Origin of the sequence: Gordonia sp. CPCC 205515 (assembly GCF_048537925.1) — a bacterium.
GTDB lineage: Bacteria > Actinomycetota > Actinomycetes > Mycobacteriales > Mycobacteriaceae > Gordonia.
On sequence record NZ_JBCLVJ010000008.1, the window covers coordinates 1 to 17,583 of the forward strand.

Annotated in this window: 17 protein-coding genes and 4 tRNA genes; 13 read left to right on the forward strand and 8 right to left on the reverse strand. The window is 66.3% G+C overall.

Annotated features, from left to right (window positions below; genetic code table 11):
- Nucleotides 1-364: 364 nt before the first annotated feature.
- Complete coding sequence (locus AAFP30_RS12050; protein ID WP_419230168.1) at nt 365-1,906, reverse strand: long-chain-fatty-acid--CoA ligase; 1,542 nt, start codon at nt 1,904-1,906, stop codon at nt 365-367.
- Entirely contained in the window at nt 1,907-2,860 is a 954-nt protein-coding gene (locus AAFP30_RS12055) for an SMP-30/gluconolactonase/LRE family protein (RefSeq protein ID WP_419230169.1), read from the reverse strand.
- A 137-nt stretch (nt 2,861-2,997) separates the two neighbouring features.
- On the opposite strand from AAFP30_RS12055, the gene AAFP30_RS12060 reads away from it, so the two are divergent.
- Entirely contained in the window at nt 2,998-4,608 is a 1,611-nt protein-coding gene (locus AAFP30_RS12060; protein WP_419230170.1) for an amidohydrolase, read from the forward strand.
- On the opposite strand, the gene AAFP30_RS12065 is transcribed toward AAFP30_RS12060, so the two are convergent.
- A complete protein-coding gene (locus AAFP30_RS12065) occupies nt 4,552-4,878 on the reverse strand; it encodes a hypothetical protein (RefSeq protein ID WP_419230171.1) in 327 nt (108 codons plus the stop codon). The genes AAFP30_RS12060 and AAFP30_RS12065 overlap by 57 nt on opposite strands.
- Before the next feature lie 90 nt (nt 4,879-4,968).
- Between AAFP30_RS12065 and AAFP30_RS12070 the strand changes: the two genes are divergently transcribed.
- Complete coding sequence (locus AAFP30_RS12070) at nt 4,969-5,613, forward strand: hypothetical protein (RefSeq protein ID WP_419230172.1); 645 nt, start codon at nt 4,969-4,971, stop codon at nt 5,611-5,613.
- A 21-nt stretch (nt 5,614-5,634) separates the two neighbouring features.
- Here AAFP30_RS12070 and AAFP30_RS12075 read toward each other — a convergent pair whose 3' ends face one another.
- The 5 genes from AAFP30_RS12075 to AAFP30_RS12095 all read right to left on the reverse strand — a co-directional run bounded on the left by AAFP30_RS12075 (nt 5,635) and on the right by AAFP30_RS12095 (nt 6,581).
- Nucleotides 5,635-5,976, reverse strand: a complete 342-nt coding sequence (locus AAFP30_RS12075) for a hypothetical protein (protein WP_419230173.1) — start codon at nt 5,974-5,976, stop codon at nt 5,635-5,637.
- Between the two features lie 73 nt (nt 5,977-6,049).
- The gene (locus AAFP30_RS12080; protein WP_419230174.1) at nt 6,050-6,241 is read right to left on the reverse strand and encodes a hypothetical protein; all 192 of its coding nucleotides are present in this window, start codon (nt 6,239-6,241) and stop codon (nt 6,050-6,052) included.
- A gap of 77 nt (nt 6,242-6,318) precedes the next feature.
- Nucleotides 6,319-6,390, reverse strand: a tRNA-Val gene (locus AAFP30_RS12085).
- A 22-nt stretch (nt 6,391-6,412) separates the two neighbouring features.
- Nucleotides 6,413-6,486, reverse strand: a tRNA-Cys gene (locus tag AAFP30_RS12090).
- 22 nt (nt 6,487-6,508) lie between these two features.
- A tRNA-Gly gene (locus tag AAFP30_RS12095) sits at nt 6,509-6,581 on the reverse strand.
- 209 nt (nt 6,582-6,790) lie between these two features.
- Here AAFP30_RS12095 and AAFP30_RS12100 point away from each other — a divergent pair.
- From AAFP30_RS12100 to AAFP30_RS12150, 11 genes are all read left to right on the forward strand, one after another.
- Nucleotides 6,791-6,862: transfer RNA gene (locus AAFP30_RS12100), tRNA-Val, on the forward strand.
- Nucleotides 6,863-6,985: 123 nt separating this feature from the next.
- Nucleotides 6,986-8,095, forward strand: a complete 1,110-nt coding sequence (locus AAFP30_RS12105) for a M23 family metallopeptidase (protein ID WP_419230175.1) — start codon at nt 6,986-6,988, stop codon at nt 8,093-8,095.
- A gap of 155 nt (nt 8,096-8,250) precedes the next feature.
- Nucleotides 8,251-8,724 carry an FABP family protein gene (locus tag AAFP30_RS12110; protein WP_419230176.1) on the forward strand — a complete coding sequence of 158 codons (474 nt, stop codon included), beginning with the start codon at nt 8,251-8,253 and terminating at the stop codon, nt 8,722-8,724.
- A gap of 51 nt (nt 8,725-8,775) precedes the next feature.
- Nucleotides 8,776-10,203 carry a carboxylesterase/lipase family protein gene (locus AAFP30_RS12115; protein WP_419230177.1) on the forward strand — a complete coding sequence of 476 codons (1,428 nt, stop codon included), beginning with the start codon at nt 8,776-8,778 and terminating at the stop codon, nt 10,201-10,203.
- 199 nt (nt 10,204-10,402) lie between these two features.
- Nucleotides 10,403-11,767 carry a glycosyltransferase 87 family protein gene (locus AAFP30_RS12120; protein WP_419230708.1) on the forward strand — a complete coding sequence of 455 codons (1,365 nt, stop codon included), beginning with the start codon at nt 10,403-10,405 and terminating at the stop codon, nt 11,765-11,767.
- Nucleotides 11,768-11,777: 10 nt separating this feature from the next.
- Nucleotides 11,778-12,188: a TIGR02611 family protein gene (locus AAFP30_RS12125; protein ID WP_419230178.1), complete on the forward strand. Its 411-nt coding sequence runs from the start codon at nt 11,778-11,780 to the stop codon at nt 12,186-12,188.
- A gap of 58 nt (nt 12,189-12,246) precedes the next feature.
- The gene (thrS, locus tag AAFP30_RS12130) at nt 12,247-14,307 is read left to right on the forward strand and encodes a threonine--tRNA ligase (protein ID WP_419230179.1); all 2,061 of its coding nucleotides are present in this window, start codon (nt 12,247-12,249) and stop codon (nt 14,305-14,307) included.
- Complete coding sequence (locus tag AAFP30_RS12135) at nt 14,300-14,854, forward strand: HIT family protein (protein ID WP_419230180.1); 555 nt, start codon at nt 14,300-14,302, stop codon at nt 14,852-14,854. Before thrS ends, AAFP30_RS12135 begins: the two co-directional genes overlap by 8 nt.
- Nucleotide 14,855: 1 nt before the next feature.
- On the forward strand, nt 14,856-15,530 hold the full coding sequence (gene pgsA, locus AAFP30_RS12140; protein WP_419230181.1) for a phosphatidylinositol phosphate synthase: 675 nt from the start codon (nt 14,856-14,858) through the stop codon (nt 15,528-15,530).
- A complete protein-coding gene (locus AAFP30_RS12145; protein ID WP_419230182.1) occupies nt 15,523-16,449 on the forward strand; it encodes a phosphatidylinositol mannoside acyltransferase in 927 nt (308 codons plus the stop codon). The genes pgsA and AAFP30_RS12145 overlap by 8 nt, the downstream gene beginning before the upstream one ends.
- Complete coding sequence (locus AAFP30_RS12150) at nt 16,446-17,570, forward strand: glycosyltransferase family 4 protein (protein WP_419230183.1); 1,125 nt, start codon at nt 16,446-16,448, stop codon at nt 17,568-17,570. The genes AAFP30_RS12145 and AAFP30_RS12150 overlap by 4 nt, the downstream gene beginning before the upstream one ends.
- Nucleotides 17,571-17,583: the final 13 nt, after the last annotated feature.

Sequence of the window (17,583 nt, forward strand, 5' to 3'; positions counted from 1 at the left end):
CAGTGTATCGCGGGCCTCCGACAAGTTCGGATGGCTCCGATCGGGCACCTGTGGGCGATCGGAATTGTCGGTGGCGAGCGTTATGGTTTGTATCGGGTCAAGGAGGAAGGCCTGACGGAGAGGCAGTTCAGCGCAGCACATTTGACGCGTACCCGATGAAAGTCGGGACTGCGCATGCTCTTTGAGAACTGAATAGTGTGACAGAAAGGTGTCGGGGTTGCCGGCCCGACCAGTGGCGGTCGGGTCGGCAGCCGGGTCCCGGAAGCAGCGCGCCGGGCGATGCGCCCAGACGGCGAGGCGGGCCGGCGGGGGCCGATAGCAACGTAACGCTGCAAGGTCGATCCAGGGTTGGAACAGGCGGAACTCAGACAGGCTGCGTGAGTTGCTGTCGCAGGTCCTTTTTCAGGATCTTACCGGTGACGTTCTTGGGTAGGGCGTCGACGAACTCCACTCGCCGGGGCACCTGGTATCCGCCGAGATGCGCGCGGCAGGTCGCGATGATGCCTGCGGCCACCGCGTCGAGGTCGCCAGTGATCTCGGGACGGAGGACGACCACGGCGCAGACGACCTCGCCCCACGTCTCGTCGGGGATGCCGACGGCTGCGGCCTCGGCGACCGACGGGTCCCGGTAGAGCGCCTGTTCGACGGCCAGGGACGCGACGTTCTCACCGCCGCTGATGATCATGTCTTTCTTGCGGTCGACGATGTAGACGAAGCCCTCCTCATCCTGTCGGGCGAGGTCGCCGGTGCGCAGCCAGCCGTCGGTGAATGTGGCGGCGGTTGCCTCCCGATTGCGCCAGTAGCCGGACATGATCTGATCGCCGCGCAGGATCATCTCGCCTATCTCACCGCGGGCCACATCGCGCAGCTCGTCGTCGACGATGCGAACATCGGCGAGCCGCATGGGTTTTCCGGCCGCGGCAAGCAGGTGTGTTTCGCCGGCAGCGGCGCGGCGATGCGTCTCCTCGTCGAAGTGCAGGACGTTGCCTCCGGTTTCGGTCATGCCCATGCCCTGATAGAAGTCGACGCCGAGGCGCTCGAGTCCCTCGCGGAGCACTGCCGCCGGAATGGCCGACGACCCGTAGCCGATTGCCTGAAGCGTGCTCAGGTCGTGGTCGTCGAGGGTGGGATCCTTGAGCAGGAAATTGATCATCGTCGGCGCGAGGCCGGTTTGGGTGACTTGCCATTCGCCGACGAGTCGGAAGAAGGTGGCGTTGTCGTAGGCCCGCAGAATGCCGACCGTGGTACCCAGCAGATGATTGATGAGGTTCACGTAGCCACCCACGTGGCACAGCGGGAAACAGAAGAGGAAGACCGTGTCCTCGGGGATGTTCCACTGCATCGCCGACGACGTCACACCTGCAACGAGATTGCGGTGAGACAGCATGACACCCTTGGGTTTTCCGGTGGTTCCGCTCGTGTAGACCAGCCACGCCAGATCGTCGGGATCGGGGCGGATGGCCGGTTCGTCCGCGGCGGCGCCGCCGACGAACGACGACCACGCGGTCGCCGGGTCGTCGCCGTCGATCACGACGATCTCGTGGACGGTGGTCAGGCGGTCGCGGATGTCGTCGAGAACAGTCGACAGCTCCTTCGACACGATGAGCACCGATGCGCCGGAATCCTCCACGAGCTCGGCGATCTGGTCGGGATGCAGCCGAAAGTTGAGGATCGTCAATGCCATTCCGGCCATCGGGATGCCGTAGTAGCAGTCGAAGTACTCGGTGCAATTGGTCGAGAGCACGGCCACCCGATCGCCTGGTGCGGCGACACCGAGCAGCGCGTTGGCCAGGCGCCGGCTGCGGTCGCGCAATTGGCCGTAGGTGACGGTCTCGTCCTCGAACCGCACCGCGATTCGGTCAGGATGTTTCCGTGCGCCGTAGTCGACGATGTCGCTGACCAACATTCAGACCACCGCCGCCCGGGTCTGGTTGTTGAGGACCAGTCCCGGTCGCGGCCACTCGAACCGCAGAAGCTTGCCGGTGCTCGACGCCGTCACGTAGGCGGTACGCATGTCCTCGCCGCCCCAGCAGATGTTGGTGATGCCGGGGTCGCCGTCGGTGTCGATCTCGACGAACTCCACCAACTCGCCCTCGGGGCTGATGACACAGATGCCCGGTGTGGCCAGCGAAGCGACGCAGACGTTGCCGTTCGCCTCCACGCCGAGGGAGTCGAAGTAGCGGAAATCGCCGGAGCCCCACAGGAAGTTGGCGTCGCCGGAACCGGCGAGGGTGCGACCGCCGACGATCTCGCCCGGCGCGACGACCTCCCACCACCACACCCGCGCGGTGTAGGTTTCGCTGACGTAGAGCCGGGTGCCATCAGGGGAGAGGCCGATGCCGTTGGGGGCGTTCATGTCTCCGGCCACCTGAGTGATCGAGGAGCCGTCGGCGGCGCAGTGGAAGATCCGGCCGCGATCGGCGACGTCGGCGTTGGACTTGCCGTGATCGGTGATGTAGCAACCCCCGTGGGCGTCGAACACGATGTCGTTGGGTCCCCGCAGCGAGCTGCCATCGCAATGGGTGTAGACCGTCTCGACCGCGCCGGTCTCGAGGTCGACGGCCTGCAGGCTGCCCGTCGTGTAGTCCTCCGGGGTGCCACCGGCGAAGGCATACGGGCCGACCTCGAAGCGGTTGAGGCCGCCGCTGTTCGCGATGTACACGCGTCCGTCCGGCCCGATGGCCGCACCGTTCGGGCCGCCGCCGAGATCGGCGACCACCGATCGGGTGCCGTCCGCGGTGACACGGGTCAAGGTCTTGCGGTGGATCTCCACCACCAGTGCGTCGCCGTTGGGCAGGGCGACCGGTCCTTCGGGGAACAGGAGGCCGGTGGTGACAACATCAAAATCAAGGGTGCTCACGCGGGTCGCTTTCTGTGACGTGACAGTCATGTCATGTTTGCGGAATGATTGTGACCTGGGGCACTGGATGATGTCAACAGGGACAATGGCAAGACGGCAGACCGCGACCCCCACGCCGGAGAAGGGATGGACCGACGATGACCGCAGAGCGGACACCCCGGGTCGCGTTCGTCGGAGGTCAGGTGTGGACCGACGGATTCAGCAGTTCACGCGCCCTCGATGTCCTCATCGGCGGAGGGCAGATCCTCGACGTGGCGCGTCGCGGCGAACTGGACACGGGTGGCGCGGAAGTTCATGACATCTCCGGCAAGCTCCTCACGCCGGGCTTCCAGGACGCGCACATCCACCCGGCGACCGGTGGCCTTGACCTGTTGTCGTGCGATCTGTCCGGACTCCAGACACCCGACGAGGTGTACGCGGCGATCCGCGACTACGCCGCCAGTCACCCGGATCAGCCGGCGATCACCGGGGGTGGGTGGAACCGAGACGTCTTCGGTGTGGCCGGACCTTCGCGATTCACGCTCGACACCCTCGTCGGCGACCGGCCTGCGTTTCTGAGTCCGGCCGATCGACACGGTGCTTGGGTCAACTCGGCGGCGATGGCGGCCGCTGGAGTCTCCGACTCCACACCGGACCCGGATGCCGGGTCCTTCACTCGTGACGGGCGGGGCGTCCTGACGGGGATGATCGAGGAGGGTGCGCTGTCGGTCGTCAAGGCGGCCATACCGAGACGTTCCGACGCGGAGCTCGTGGCCGCCGCGCTCGCTGCCCAGGACCACCTCCTCGGGTTCGGGGTGACCTCGGTGCAGGATGCGATCGTCGGCACCGGGCTGGGCATGGACGATATGCTCCCTGCCTATCGGAAGCTGTTGGTGGACGATGACTTTCGACTTCGACTCACTGCGGCGCTCTGGTGGGATCCCGGCCGGGGCGTGGAACAGATCGCTGACCTGGTCGAGCGTCGCCGGGTGCTCGAGTCGGTGGCCGGCCCCGAGCGGGTCATCGCAGACATGGTCAAGATCATGGTGGACGCGACCGGTGTCGTCTTCCTGGGCGAGGACGAACTCCGCGACGCCACGGTGGCGCTCGACGCGGCTGGGTTCAACGTGCATTACCACTCCTACGGTGACGCCACCACGCACCGGGTGCTCAATGCCGTCGAGACCGCGATCGCGGGGAACCCACCGCGCAAACGCCGCCATCAGATCGCCCATCTGATGGTCATTGCCGAAGACGACTTCGCGCGGTTCGCCCGCCTGGGTGTCACGGCGAATGTGCAGGTGTTCTGGGGTGACATCCCGGTTCATCCCGTGATGATCGCTCACGCGACCATGACGGAGGACCCGCATCGGCGGGAGTACGCCTTCGCCCGCCTGCAAGCAGCCGGGGCCCGCTTGGCCGCAGGCAGTGATTGGCCGGTGACGACGGCAGACCCCCTGGCGGCGGCTCGATCCTCGGTCCGTCGACCCAGCCGCGGAGAATCCAAGAGCGTCGACGAACTCGATCGGCTGGATCTGCAAGCCGTATTCGGTGCTTACACAGTAGGTTCTGCCTTCGTCAACGGGCGGGCCGATACGACGGGCCGGATCGCCCGGGGGTTCGTGGCGGACGTGGCAGTTTTCGACCGGGACGTGTTCCAGGGCGATGAAGCGTTGAACAACGCGGTGGTCGACGAGGTGTGGATCGGTGGTCTACGGGTTACGCACCCACCGACCGCTGGCGCAGAGCAGGGCCTTGCCGGTGGGTGAGCTGGCGACCGAGTAGGCGCCCGAGCATCCGGCGCCGGCGCGGCGGGTGACCGGATCGACACGCCCGGTGCGCACCCAACTGAGGGCGCGGCCGGTGTTGGCGCAGACGGTGGGCTGCTTGGCCGTGGTGTAGCGCAGGTTGCCGATCTCGTTGCCGCTGCAACTGCGGCCGATGGCGGGTGTGGAGGCGTGAGCGGTGGCCGGGGCCAGCGCGACGAGGGTGCCGGCGGCCGCGAGAGCGGACAGTCCGGCAGCGATTCTGGTCTTCATCCGCCGAAGTATATCGGCCATGCGGCGCAGGTCATTTCATGTAGTCCAGATGACCGACAGCCGGTGTCGCGCACGAGTAGCGTCGTGGCTGTGCCACGTCCCGAGACATCGCCCGGTGCGGTCTGGCGGCGGATCGGGGCGTTGGCCGCGATCGCCGCTGTCGTCGGCGGCTCGTTCTGGCTCAAGACCCGCGACGATGGCAACCACTGGGACGACGTCGACGTCGGCCAATGCGTCAGCGGATTCGAGAGCCCCGTCGTGCGGCAGATGATGGGCGGTGGCTATTCGTCGAACACCGCCCTGGACTGTTCGTCACCCAAGGCCAATTACGTGGTGATCTCGCAAAACTTCGACACGCACATCACCTGCCCCGACGGCGACAAGGACAAGACCGCCAACGGCCGATATGTCATGAAGCACTTCGACGGTCGGCGATCCACGTCGTCCACCTTCCACGGTGCGATGTGTCTGGCGCCGAACCTGCATGTGGGTCGCTGCTATTCGCCGGGCGAGGATCGTGGAGGCCTGGTGTCGTCGGTCGACGAGTGCCACCTGTTGACCTGGCAGGTGACCCGCCGGATCGACGGCGTCTCCGACATCAATCGGTGTGCGCCGGCCACCGGACTCGTTCTGTCACAACCGCCGGTGACCTACTGTGAGGTCGTCTATGACGATCAGGCGGTGCCGGAATCGATGCGGAAGTTTTCGAAGGCGAAGCCGCCGCCTGCGGGATGACTGCCGCCGACGGTGCTGCGGTCACATCGAGCGGGCAGACACCCAGCGACCACGATCGCACATGAGGCCCTTGCCCTGGGGACTGCGGGCGAGCCGGAAGGTCTTCCCCGAACAGGGGGTTCCGGCGTGGCGCACCTTCGGGTCGACCTTGACGGTGCGCACCCACTTGTAGCCGCCGCTGTGTCCGACATAGACGCAGAGCGTCGATTGGTGACCCGAGGTGTAGCGGAGATTCCCGGATTCGGCGGGGCTGCAATGCTTGCCGATGACCGGGGTGCTGGCGTGGGCGGCGGCGGGCGCGATGGTGAGGAATGCGCCGGCCGCGGCAACGGCGGCGATGGCAGTACCGAAGCGGGTCTTCATGATCGAGAAGTGTACGGAGACGTCATCGGAGCTCACGACGCCTGTCGGCCGCGTGAACGACGGACGGTTATTCTCAGGCGAGGACGAGACGACGCGACTCGACGCGTGAGACCGCGGCGAGCAGTTGAGCTTCGCGGTCGGCGACATCGTCGACGTGCCGGGTGATCGGCAGCAGTTCGGTGACGACGTCGGTGCCACTGACCGAGAAGCCGTGGGCCTTGACCCATTCGAGGGTGAACTGGAGGGCAGCGCGATCAGCAGTCATGACAGAGTCCTGGGGTACCGGGGGGTTGGGCTGGACAGCATTTCAGACCCGACTGCGAGCAGCGGGCCTGAAATCGGTGCGCGATACAGGGATTGAACCTGTGACCTCTTCCGTGTCAGGGAAGCGCTCTCCCGCTGAGCTAATCGCGCGGGCTTATTAAGTTGGTGCTTATGGAGGCGGCGACGGGAATCGAACCCGTGTGCACGGCTTTGCAGGCCGTTGCCTCACCACTCGGCCACACCGCCACTTGCGAGAGGACTCGCACCGAGCGGATGACGGGATTCGAACCCGCGACCCTCACCTTGGCAAGGTGATGCGCTACCAGCTGCGCTACATCCGCGTGGTCGGGAGCTGATCTTGTGGATCTTTTGTTGCTCTCGACGCGATGAGGAACATTATCCGACTCAACACCGGATGCCAAATCGCCTGGTCAGCGACCTGAGTGGGCTGAGAGCGAGCTGTCGGGGACGTGCATAGGAGGCGATTTGGGGAACCGGCTACCCAGTGTGTAATCTTCTACCTCGTGCACAGGCGCTCGGCGCCTCGCGCGGTCCCGTGGCTCAGTGGAAGAGCGTCCCGTTCACACCGGGAAGGTCGCTGGTTCGATCCCAGCCGGGACCACAGTATCGCGCACTACCTCCCGAAATCAGGACCTGGCGTTCGCCGGTCCTGATTTTGCATTCAAGCGTGCTCGGCATGTCGACGACCGATTGGTGCCATGCTTTTCGTGACGGAGGTCACGAGATGCGCGGACAATGGACCCATACTCGGCATGGTGCGTGGCTGTTCGTCGCGCTGGCGATTCTGTGCGGATGCTCGTCGACGCCCTCATCCGGCCCCTCGTCGGCCAACTCGTCCGCCGTGGCCACTCCCGTGCAGTTCACGCCGATCGTGATGAAAGTGCTGTCGAGCCCGCGGTGGTTCACCGGAACCGACGGTCGCATCCACGTCGTCTACGAGTTGCAGCTCTCCAACGGCTTCCCGGTACCTGCCACCGTGAAGAAGGTTGCCGTGCGGAACGCAGCAACGGGAACGGAGGTGACAACTCTTTCGGGCGAACGGCTTCGGGCCGCGATGTCGCTGCAGTCCACGCCGACGACCCCCACCGTTGAGCTACCCCCGTCGACCGTCGGAATGCTGTGGCTCGACGTCGAATTCGACAGCTCGGCAAAGATCCCCCGGCGACTCGATCACTCACTCACCGTCGCGGTGCCGCCGGGGCTACCGGTGTCCGAGACCACCACGTACACCGGGGCGCCGGGTGACGTTGTGAGTACGCCGCCAACCGTTATCGGACCGCCACTGGGCGGCACCGGCTGGATGGCTGTCGGCAGCTGCTGCGACGGACCGCACCGCCGGGCAGCCCAGCCCATCAACAACGCGCTGTGGCTCGCCCAGCGATTTGCCATCGACTTCAACAAGATCAACCCGACCGGACTGCTGGCCTCCGGCGATCCCGGCCGCAACGAGAATTGGTACACCTACGACCAGCCCGTGCTGGCCGTCACCGACTCGGAGGTGGTGGCGGTCGAGAACACACTCCCCGATCAGATCCCCGACAAACCTGCCCCGGTCACCATCGACGACGCCGATGGCAACTACGTCATTCTGAAACTCGGCGACGGTAGGTACGCGTTCTATGCCCACCTGAAGCCGGGGTCGGTCACCGTCAAGGCCGGTGAACAGGTCAGTACGGGCCAGGTCATCGCGCACACCGGAAATTCCGGTAGCTCGCGGGAACCCATCTGCACTTTCAGCTCATGGACCAACCGTCGGCACTCGTCGCAGACGGTCTACCCTTCGAGTTCCACTCCTTCACCCTCGCCGGTCGCGGTCCGGCGCTCGAGGAGTTGATCGCGCTCAACCCGGCGACCCAGTCCGTGCCGCTCGATACTGCCGTCACCGGTCCGCGGACCGACCAACTGCCGCTCGGCCGCGACGTCGTCGACTTCTGTTGCGGGTGATTCAACAAATAGCGTGCAGATTCCGCGCCGGAGTCGCACTCTCACATGGTGAGTATTGCGCCGAATCTCATCCCGATCGCCCCTCTCATCGGTAGCTGGACCGGCCCCGGTCGGGGGGAGTACCCGACGATCGATTCATTTGACTACACCGAGACGATCGTCATCGAGGACATCGGTAAACCCTTCCTTTTCTACCGTCAGCGCACCCGATCGCCGGACGGCCGCGCGCTCCACACCGAATCGGGATTCCTCCGGGTGCCGGCGCAGGGGATCATCGAGTTCACCCTCGCGCAGCCGACCGGGCACACCGAACTGTGCGCGGGCGTCCTGGAAGTCGTCGACGGGGTCCTCGAACTCACCATGACGGGAGCCGTCTTGGGATCAGCGTCGGCCAAAGCGGTGGAGGCCACCGAACGTCGATACCGTCTGGATGGCGACACCCTGCGCACCGACTTCGCGATGGCAGCGGTCGGCGTGCCGCTGACCCATCACCTCACCTCGGATCTGCGCCGCGATTGATCCCGATTTCCGCGCACGTGTGGCCACCGCCATCGCGTACCGTCGGTCGGTATGACTCGTGCTGATGTGGAAGCGCCCGCGGTACTCACCTCCAGTGGCCAGGTCTCCGGACGGATCACCGACGGGATTTCTTCCTACCTCGGAATCCCTTATGCGGCACCGCCAGTAGGTGAGTCGGCCTTTGCCGCGCCGGCGCCTCCCGCCGGATGGGACGGCGTTCGGCCGGCCACCGAGTACGGGCCGACGGCGCCCCAGGTCGACTATCCGGCCCCGATCGCGGCGCTGCTCGACAATGTGATCGTCCTCGGCGAGGACTACCTCAATCTCAACGTGTGGACCCCGGACCCGAGCGCCGGCGGGCGATTGCCGGTGATGGTGTGGATTCACGGCGGCGCGTTCACCCGGGGCTCCAATCGCCTCGAGATGTACGCCGGGGACACGTTCGCGCGCGACGGCGTCGTCTGCGTCGGGATCAACTATCGGCTCGGCACCGCGGGATTCGCATCGATCGAGGGCGCGCCGGACAACCGTGGGCTGCTCGATCAGATCGCCGCGCTGGGGTGGGTACGCGACAACATCGCGGCGTTCGGCGGCGACCCCGACAATGTGACCGTCTTCGGCGAGTCCGCGGGGGCGATGAGCGTCGCATCGTTGCTGGCGTCACCACTCGCCACCGGTCTGTTTCAACGCGCGATCATGCAGAGCGGCAACGGTTCCGCCGCCGCAGATCCCGCCGACGCACGCAAGGTCACCGCGCGGATGGCGCAGATTCTCGAGGTCGATCCGACCGTTGACGCGTTCGGCCGCCTCAGCGTCGACCAGGTGCTGCGCGCGCAATCGACGGTGGCGCTGGAGTTGATGCTCGATCCGGACCCCGAGGTGTGGGGGCCGACGGTGGTCGACGTCGGTATGGGCATCATGTCGCAGTTCCCGGTCGTGGACCGCGAGGTCCTCACCGCGAGCCCGCACGAAGCCATAGCCGCCGGTGCCGGTGCCGGCATCCCGCTGCTGGCCGGTTGGAATGCCGACGAGTTCCGGTTCTTCATGGCCGGGACCGGCGGGGCGCAGGCCGTCACCGAGGAGGCCGCGGCGGCCATTCTCGGGCGCGGACCCGGTGGCCTCGACTATCTCCGCAGTCGCCTCGACGCCGGGGCGAGTCCAGGGGACGCGGTCAGCGAAGCGCTCACCGCACGGGCGTTCTCGTCGCCGACGACGGCGATCGCCGAATCTCGGCCCGCCGGCTCGACGCACCTGTACGAGTTCGGCTACCGCAGCCCGCAGGCCGACATCCAGGCCGGCCATGCGGTGGAGATCCCGTTCGTCTTCGACCGCCTCGCCACCGCCCATGCGTTGATCGGGCCCGAGCCCGACCAACGCATCGCCGACGAGATGCACCGCGCGTGGGTGAGTTTCGCGACCACCGGAGATCCGGGGTGGTCGGCTCATCAGGCAACCAGTGATGTGCGGCGGTTCGTGTGAGCGCGTTCAGCTGAACGTCCACTACGGGAGGTGCGCTCCAACCGCAAGGGCGCGGACCTCAATCGCAATTACGGCCGAAAGCACTCATCGAAGTCGCTCCACCGCCTGAAACGTTCAGCGGAACGCGGTGCGCCGGCATCGACGCGCGGGCACCTCCGCGCGCCGCCCGGCCAGACGCGGTCTCGACGGGTAAGTTCGCATCGTGCTGGCCGACGCCACCATTCACGAGGGGAGTCGATCGGTCACGCCCCGAATCTCCGGGTGGGTCGTCGGGGTTGCCGCGATTGCCGCAATCGGGGTGATCGTCTGGCACATAACCGCTTTCCCGATCAGCAATCCGCTCTACGGGCTGTTCCAGAACAACACCGACCTCCGGGTGTATCGCGCCGGCGCGCAGACCGTCCTCGACGCGGACCCGCTGTACGCCAAGCCGGTGTTGTGGGATCTGGACTGGACCTACCCGCCGTTCTCGGCGATCGTGCTCGTCCCCTTTGCGCTGGTGAGCCAAGCGGTGGCAAACGTGATCTGGTGGAGCGCGACGTTTCTCGCGCTCATCGCCACTATTGTGCTCAGCTTTCGCAGCCTCGGGTATCGGCTCGACGGTCGCCTCGCCGTCTTCTCGGTGCTGCTCGCGATCTGCTCGACGGCCCTTGAACCGGTCCGGACCACGATCTGGCTGGGTCAGATCAACATCTTCCTGATGTTGCTGATCCTCGCGGATCTGGTGCTGCTGGACATGATTCGCCCGAACTCCCGACTCCGCGGCATCGGCGTGGGCCTCGCTGCGGGTATCAAACTCACGCCCGGATTCTTCGTGGTCTACCTGCTCGCGACCCGACGATGGCGAGCAGCGGCGACCGCGGTCGTGGCCTTTGCCGCCACGGTGGTCGTCGGCTTCGCGATCGTGCCGCGCGACTCGTGGCAGTACTGGACCCACGACATCGTCCGCGCTGCCCGGATCGGCCGCGTCGATTCACCCGCCAATCAGTCGGTGCACGGCTTCATCTGCCAGATGCTGGCGTACTTCGACGTCCGCCGGTTCGCGCACCCGGCGCCCGGTGGTCCGGTCTTCGCGGCGCCGGCATGGATGTGGGTGCCGGTGGCACTGATCGCCGCGGCGCTCGGCATCTGGGCTGCGGTGGTCGCGCATCGTCGCGGTCAGGAATTGCTGGCGGTGACCATCGTCGGCATGACCGCGTCGACGGTCTCGCCGTTCTCGTGGGGCCACCACTGGGTGTGGTTCGTGCCGCTGTTCGTGGTCGCCTTCGACTTCGCCTACCGCGGTCTGGCACTCGGCCGAGGGGAGTGGTGGCGGTGGCTGGCGCCGGCGACGATAGTGACCCTGTCCTTCACCTGGTGGCATCACTGGTGGGACAGTGGGCCGCGCCTCACCTCCGATCACGCCATCGCGCTCGGCCTGTTCATGCAGCCGCGCTGGCCGGATCCGCAGTGGTACGACCGGCTCGTCGTGATGGTCTCCGCCGGGTGTTATCCGCTGATCCTGCTGCTGACCATCATCGTGACGCTCGTCGCCGCGCGCCGCAGCGATGTCCGATCTGGGTAACCTCGAAGGTATGTGGAAGAAGCTGCGGCTCTGGGCCCGTCAGCGGCGCTACCTCATCCGCCGCGACCCGAAACTGCATCTCATCTATCGCATCGCCGTCGGGGTCGTCGGCACCCTCGTGCTCGCCGCCGGCATCGTCGCGATCCCGTACCCGGGTCCCGGTTGGCTCATCGTCTTTCTCGGCCTGGGCATTCTCGCCTCGGAGTTCGAGTGGGCGCACCGACTGCTGAAGTTCGCGCGCAGCAAGTACGACGCCTGGATGGACTGGATCAAGCGGCAGAACAAGGGCGTGCAGGGTGCGGTGTGGATGGGCACCGCGGCCATCGTCCTCGTCACGCTGTGGCTGATCGGCGCGCTGAACTTGGTTGCCGGATGGTTCAACATCGACGCGCAGTGGCTGGCCAGCCCCATTCTCGGCTGAGCACCCGTGCGCGGATACCATCTAGGACGACCCATACCTACACCCTGAGGAGCAACCCGTGCCCGACGACGTCTCGGTGACCAGACCCGCCACGATCCGTGTGCCGGCCGGGACCACCGCGGGCACCGCGCTGCGTGAGCACGACCTGCCGAACAAGGGACCCGAAGCCGTCGTCGTGGTTCGTGACGCGGGCGGGCAGTTGCGTGACCTGTCCTGGGCGCCCGACCTCGAGACCGAGGTCGAGGTGGTCGCCGCCAACACCGAGGCCGGCCGCAGCGTCATCCGTCACTCGTGCGCACACGTGCTGGCGCAGGCGGTGCAGGACCTGTTCCCGGACGCCAAGCTCGGCATCGGCCCGCCCATCAAGGACGGCTTCTACTACGACTTCGACGTCACCGAACCCTTCACCCCCGAGGATCTCAAGAACCTCGAGAAGAAGATGAAGCAGATCATCAAGTCGGGGCAGCGGTTCTCCCGTCGGGTCTACGCGTCCAAAGACGAGGCGAAGGTGGAACTCAGCTCGGAGCCGTTCAAGCTCGAGCTGATCGACGACAAGGGTGCCATCGACGACAAAGAGGTCATGGAGGTCGGCGGCACCGAACTGACCGTCTACGACAACCTCAATCCGCGCACCGGCGAAATGATCTGGTGCGACCTGTGCCGTGGCCCGCATGTCCCGACGACGAAGTACATCGCCGCGTTCAAGCTCACCCGCAGTTCGGCCGCCTACTGGCGCGGCGACCAGGACAATGCCGACCTGCAGCGCATCTATGGCACCGCATGGGAATCGGCCGAGGCCCAGGACGAGTACCTCGAACTGCTCGCCGAGGCCGAACGGCGCGACCATCGCAAGCTCGGCGTCGAACTCGACCTGTTCAGCTTCCCGGACGAACTCGGTTCCGGTCTGCCGGTGTTCCACCCCAAGGGCGGGATCATCCGCAAGGAACTCGAGGACTATTCGCGCAAGCGGCACAGCGAGTCGGGCTACGAGTTCGTCAACACCCCGCACATCACCAAGAGTCATCTGTACGAGGTGTCCGGGCATCTGGAGTGGTACGCCGACGGGATGTTCCCGCCGATGCAACTCGACGCCGAATACAACGAGGACGGCTCGGTGCGGAAGCCGGCACAGGACTACTACCTGAAGCCGATGAACTGCCCGATGCACAACCTGATCTTCGCGTCACGCGGACGCTCGTACCGAGAACTGCCGTTGCGGCTCTTCGAGTTCGGATCGGTCTATCGCTACGAAAAGTCCGGCGTCATCCACGGGTTGACTCGTGTCCGCGGCATGACCCAGGACGACGCGCACATCTACTGCACGCGCGAGCAGATGCGCGACGAACTGCGCTCGCTGCTGAACTTCGTGCTGGATCTGCTCAAGGACTACGGACTCGACGACTACTACCTCGAGCTGTCCACCAAGGACCCGAAGAAGTACGTCGGCGACGACGAGTCGTGGGAGATCGCCACCAACACCCTCGCCGAGGTCGCTCGCGAATCCGGCCTCGACCTGGTGCCCGATCCGGGTGGCGCAGCCTTCTACGGACCCAAGATCTCGGTCCAGGTCAAGGATGCGCTCGGGCGCAACTGGCAGATGTCGACCATCCAGCTCGACTTCAACCAGCCGGCTCGCTTCGATCTCGAATACACCGGGAATGACGGCGCCAAGCATCAGCCGGTGATGATTCACCGCGCGCTGTTCGGCTCCATCGAACGGTTCTTCGGCGTCCTCACCGAGCACTACGCGGGCGCCTTCCCGGCGTGGCTCTCGCCGGTGCAGGTGGTGGGTATTCCGGTCGCCGAGGCGTTCGCGGACCATCTGCAGGGTGTCGTCGACAAGCTCAAGAGTGCGGGCATCCGTGCCGAGGTCGACTACTCCGACGACCGGATGCAGAAGAAGATCCGCAACCACACCACCGGCAAGGTGCCGTTCATGCTCCTCGCCGGTGAACGCGACGTCGAGGCAGGCGCGGTGAGCTTCCGGTTCCGCGACGGCACGCAGGTCAACGGCGTGGCGGTCGATCGGGCCGTCGAGCTGATCGCCGATTGGGTTGCCCAGCGCCGCAACGATTCTCCGACCGCAGAGGCCATCAGCGCGGATGTGACCGGTGGCTGAGGACGACAATCGGGTGATCCGCGACTGCGGCACCGGCGACGCCGATCGGCTGCAACGGCTGTGGAGTCCGCACCGGATGACCTACATCACCGCCGACCCGCCTCCGTCGTCGAAGGCGACCGGGCATCCGTTCCTGGACATCCCGCTGATGTCGGACGAGGACGGGCTGATCGTGGCGCGCGGCGAGACTGTGTACGCGGTGCTCAACCTGTACCCGTACAACCCGGGGCACACCATGATCGTGCCGTATCGGCAGGTCGCCGATCTCGAGGCGCTCACGCCTGCCGAATCGGCCGAATTGATGTCGTTCACGCAGCGGATGATCCGCACCATCAAGTCGGTGTCGAACCCGAACGCGTTCAACGTCGGCCTCAACCTCGGCTACGCCGCGGGCGGCTCGCTGGCCGAGCACCTGCACCAGCACATCGTGCCCCGGTGGATCGGGGACGCGAACTTCATCACCGTCGTCGGCGAGACCAAGGTGATGCCGCAGCTGCTGCGGGACACCCGTGCGTTGCTGTCGCAGGCCTGGACCGAGCAGGCGTGACATGCTGAGCATCCTCGGCCGCGCATCGGTCTCGAAGGTGACGCTGCCGATCGGCCGAGCGCTGCTGAAGACCGGACTCACCCCCGACATCATGACGTTGCTCGGTACCGCGGTCACCATCGCCGCCGCGGTCACCCTGTTCCCGATGGGGCACCTGTTCATCGGCACGCTGGTGATCTGGGCATTCGTCATGTTCGACATGCTCGACGGTGCGATGGCCCGCGCCCGCGGCGGCGGCACCCGCTTCGGCGCCGTGCTCGACGCGACCTGCGACCGTGTCGCCGACGGCGCGATCTTCGCCGGCCTCGCGTGGTGGTGCGCGATCACCGAACCGCATCACCTGCTGCTGGTTGCCACCCTGATCTGCCTGGTTACCTCGCAGGTGATCTCGTATGCCAAGGCGCGCGCGGAGGCGAGCGGGCTCTACGGCGACGGCGGCTGGATCGAACGGCCCGACCGGCTGATCATCGTGCTCGTCGGTTCCGGTCTCACCGGCCTCGGGCTGTCCTGGGCGATCCACATCGCGATGTGGGCGCTGGCGATCCTGTCCGTCATCACCGTCGGACAGCGCATGTGGTCGATCTACACCTCACCCGGCGCCCGCGAGCTGATTCCATTGACGCCTGCCGCTGATACCTCCACCGACACCCCGGGAGCCACCGCTGACGATGAGTGACCTGACCGGAAAACTCACCGAGATGGGCTACGCGGCCGGCTGGGCTGCCGTGCGCCACGCGCCGGACTCGCTGGCGCGCAAGCTGTTCGACGAGGCCGGCGGCTTCTTCGGGAAACGCAACGGGGGACCGGCCCAGCTGCGTCGTAACCTCGCCCGGGTCGTCGGCACCACCCCGGAAGAGGTCCCCGACGACCTGATGGTGGCCTCGATCCAGTCCTACTCGCGCTACTGGTACGAAGCGTTCCGGCTGCCGGCGATGGACCCGATCGAGGCGGCGGCGAGTGTTGTCGTGCCCGCGGAGGATCAGGCCCGCCTCGATGCCGCGATGGCCCGGGGCAAGGGGGTCATCCTGGCGTTACCGCACAGCGGGAACTGGGACATGTGTGCGGTGTGGCTGGTGCAGAACCGTGCGTCGGCGACGGTGGTCGCCGAGCGTGTCGAACCGGAATCACTGTTCCAGCGCTTCGTCGCCTTCCGCGAGGCCATCGGCATCGAGGTGCTGCCGTTGACCGGTGGCGAGCAACCGCCGTTCGAGGTACTCAAACAGCGACTGCGCGACAACAAGATCATCGGGCTGCTCGGCGAACGAGACCTCGCACATCACGGGGTGCCGGTCACCTTCTTCGGTGAACCGACCCGGATGCCCGCCGGTCCGGCGCTGCTCGCCATGGAGACCGGCGCCGCCCTGTTGCCGATCCATCACTGGTTCCTCGATGCCCCCCGATCACAGATCTCCTGCGGCGAACCCATCGACCCGTCCGGCGGCCTCGAGGCCACCACTCAGGCGCTGGCCGACGCGTTCGCTGCGAAGATCGCCGAACACCCTCAGGATTGGCATATGTTGCAGCCACTCTGGGAGGCCGACTGGTCGGCAGAACGCCGTGCCCGGATCGAGAACGGACCGGAGCCGACGCGGTGAAGATCGGCATGGTGTGCCCGTACTCGTTCGACGTGCCGGGCGGAGTACAGGCGCACGTGGTGGAGCTCGCACGGGTGTTCATCGAGCGGGGCCACGAGGTCAGCGTGCTCGCCCCCGCCGGCCCGGACACCGAGCTGCCGGATTTCGTCGTCTCCGCGGGGCCGGCGCTGGCGATCCCGTACAACGGCAGCGTGTCGCGGTTGAACTTCAGCCCGAAAGGCTATCTTCGACTCCGGAATTGGGTCGACACGGAGAAGTTCGACGTGCTCCACGTGCACGAGCCCAACGCCCCGAGTATCTCCATGTTGTCTCTGATGGTCGCGTCCGGACCGATAGTCACCACCTTCCACACCTCGACGACGAAGTCGTTGTGGCTCACCGTCTTCCAGGGCATCCTGCGTCCGTACCACGAACGGATCGCGGGGAAGATCGCGGTCTCCGAACTGGCCCGGCGCTGGCAGATGGAGTCCCTCGGTTCCGACGCGGTGGAGATCCCCAACGGCATCGACGTCGCCGGATTTGCCGACGCGCCACCGTTGGAAGGCTTTCCGCGGGAAGGGCATTCGATCCTGTTCCTGGGGCGCTACGACGAACCGCGCAAAGGCATCGACATCCTCATGCGGGCGCTGCCGGAGATCGTCGAACAGTTCCCGGACCTGACCGTGCTCGTCGTCGGCGGCGGCAACGAGCGGGCGCTGCGTCGTCGGGCCGGTGACCTCGCCGACCATTTGGTGTTTCTCGGGCAGGTCGACGACCAGACCAAGGCGCGGGCCCTGGCGTCGGCCGACCTCTACTGCGCACCCAACCTCGGCGGGGAGAGCTTCGGCATCGTCCTCGTCGAGGCCATGGCCGCCGGAGCCGCCGTGATCGCCAGTGACCTCAACGCCTTTCGCCGCGTCCTCGACGACGGACGGGCCGGCCGGCTGGTGCCAACCGGCTCGGGCGACGACCTCGCGCAGGCGGTCATCGAACTGCTCTCCGACGACGCAACACGCGCCGAGCTGGTCGCGGCCGGTCGTCGTCGCGCGGCCCGCTACGACTGGTCGCGGGTGGCCGAGGAGATCATGCGGGTCTACGAGACGGTGACGGTGGGGACCGGCCCCGTCGTCGTCGCCGATTGACGGGGGAACGCCG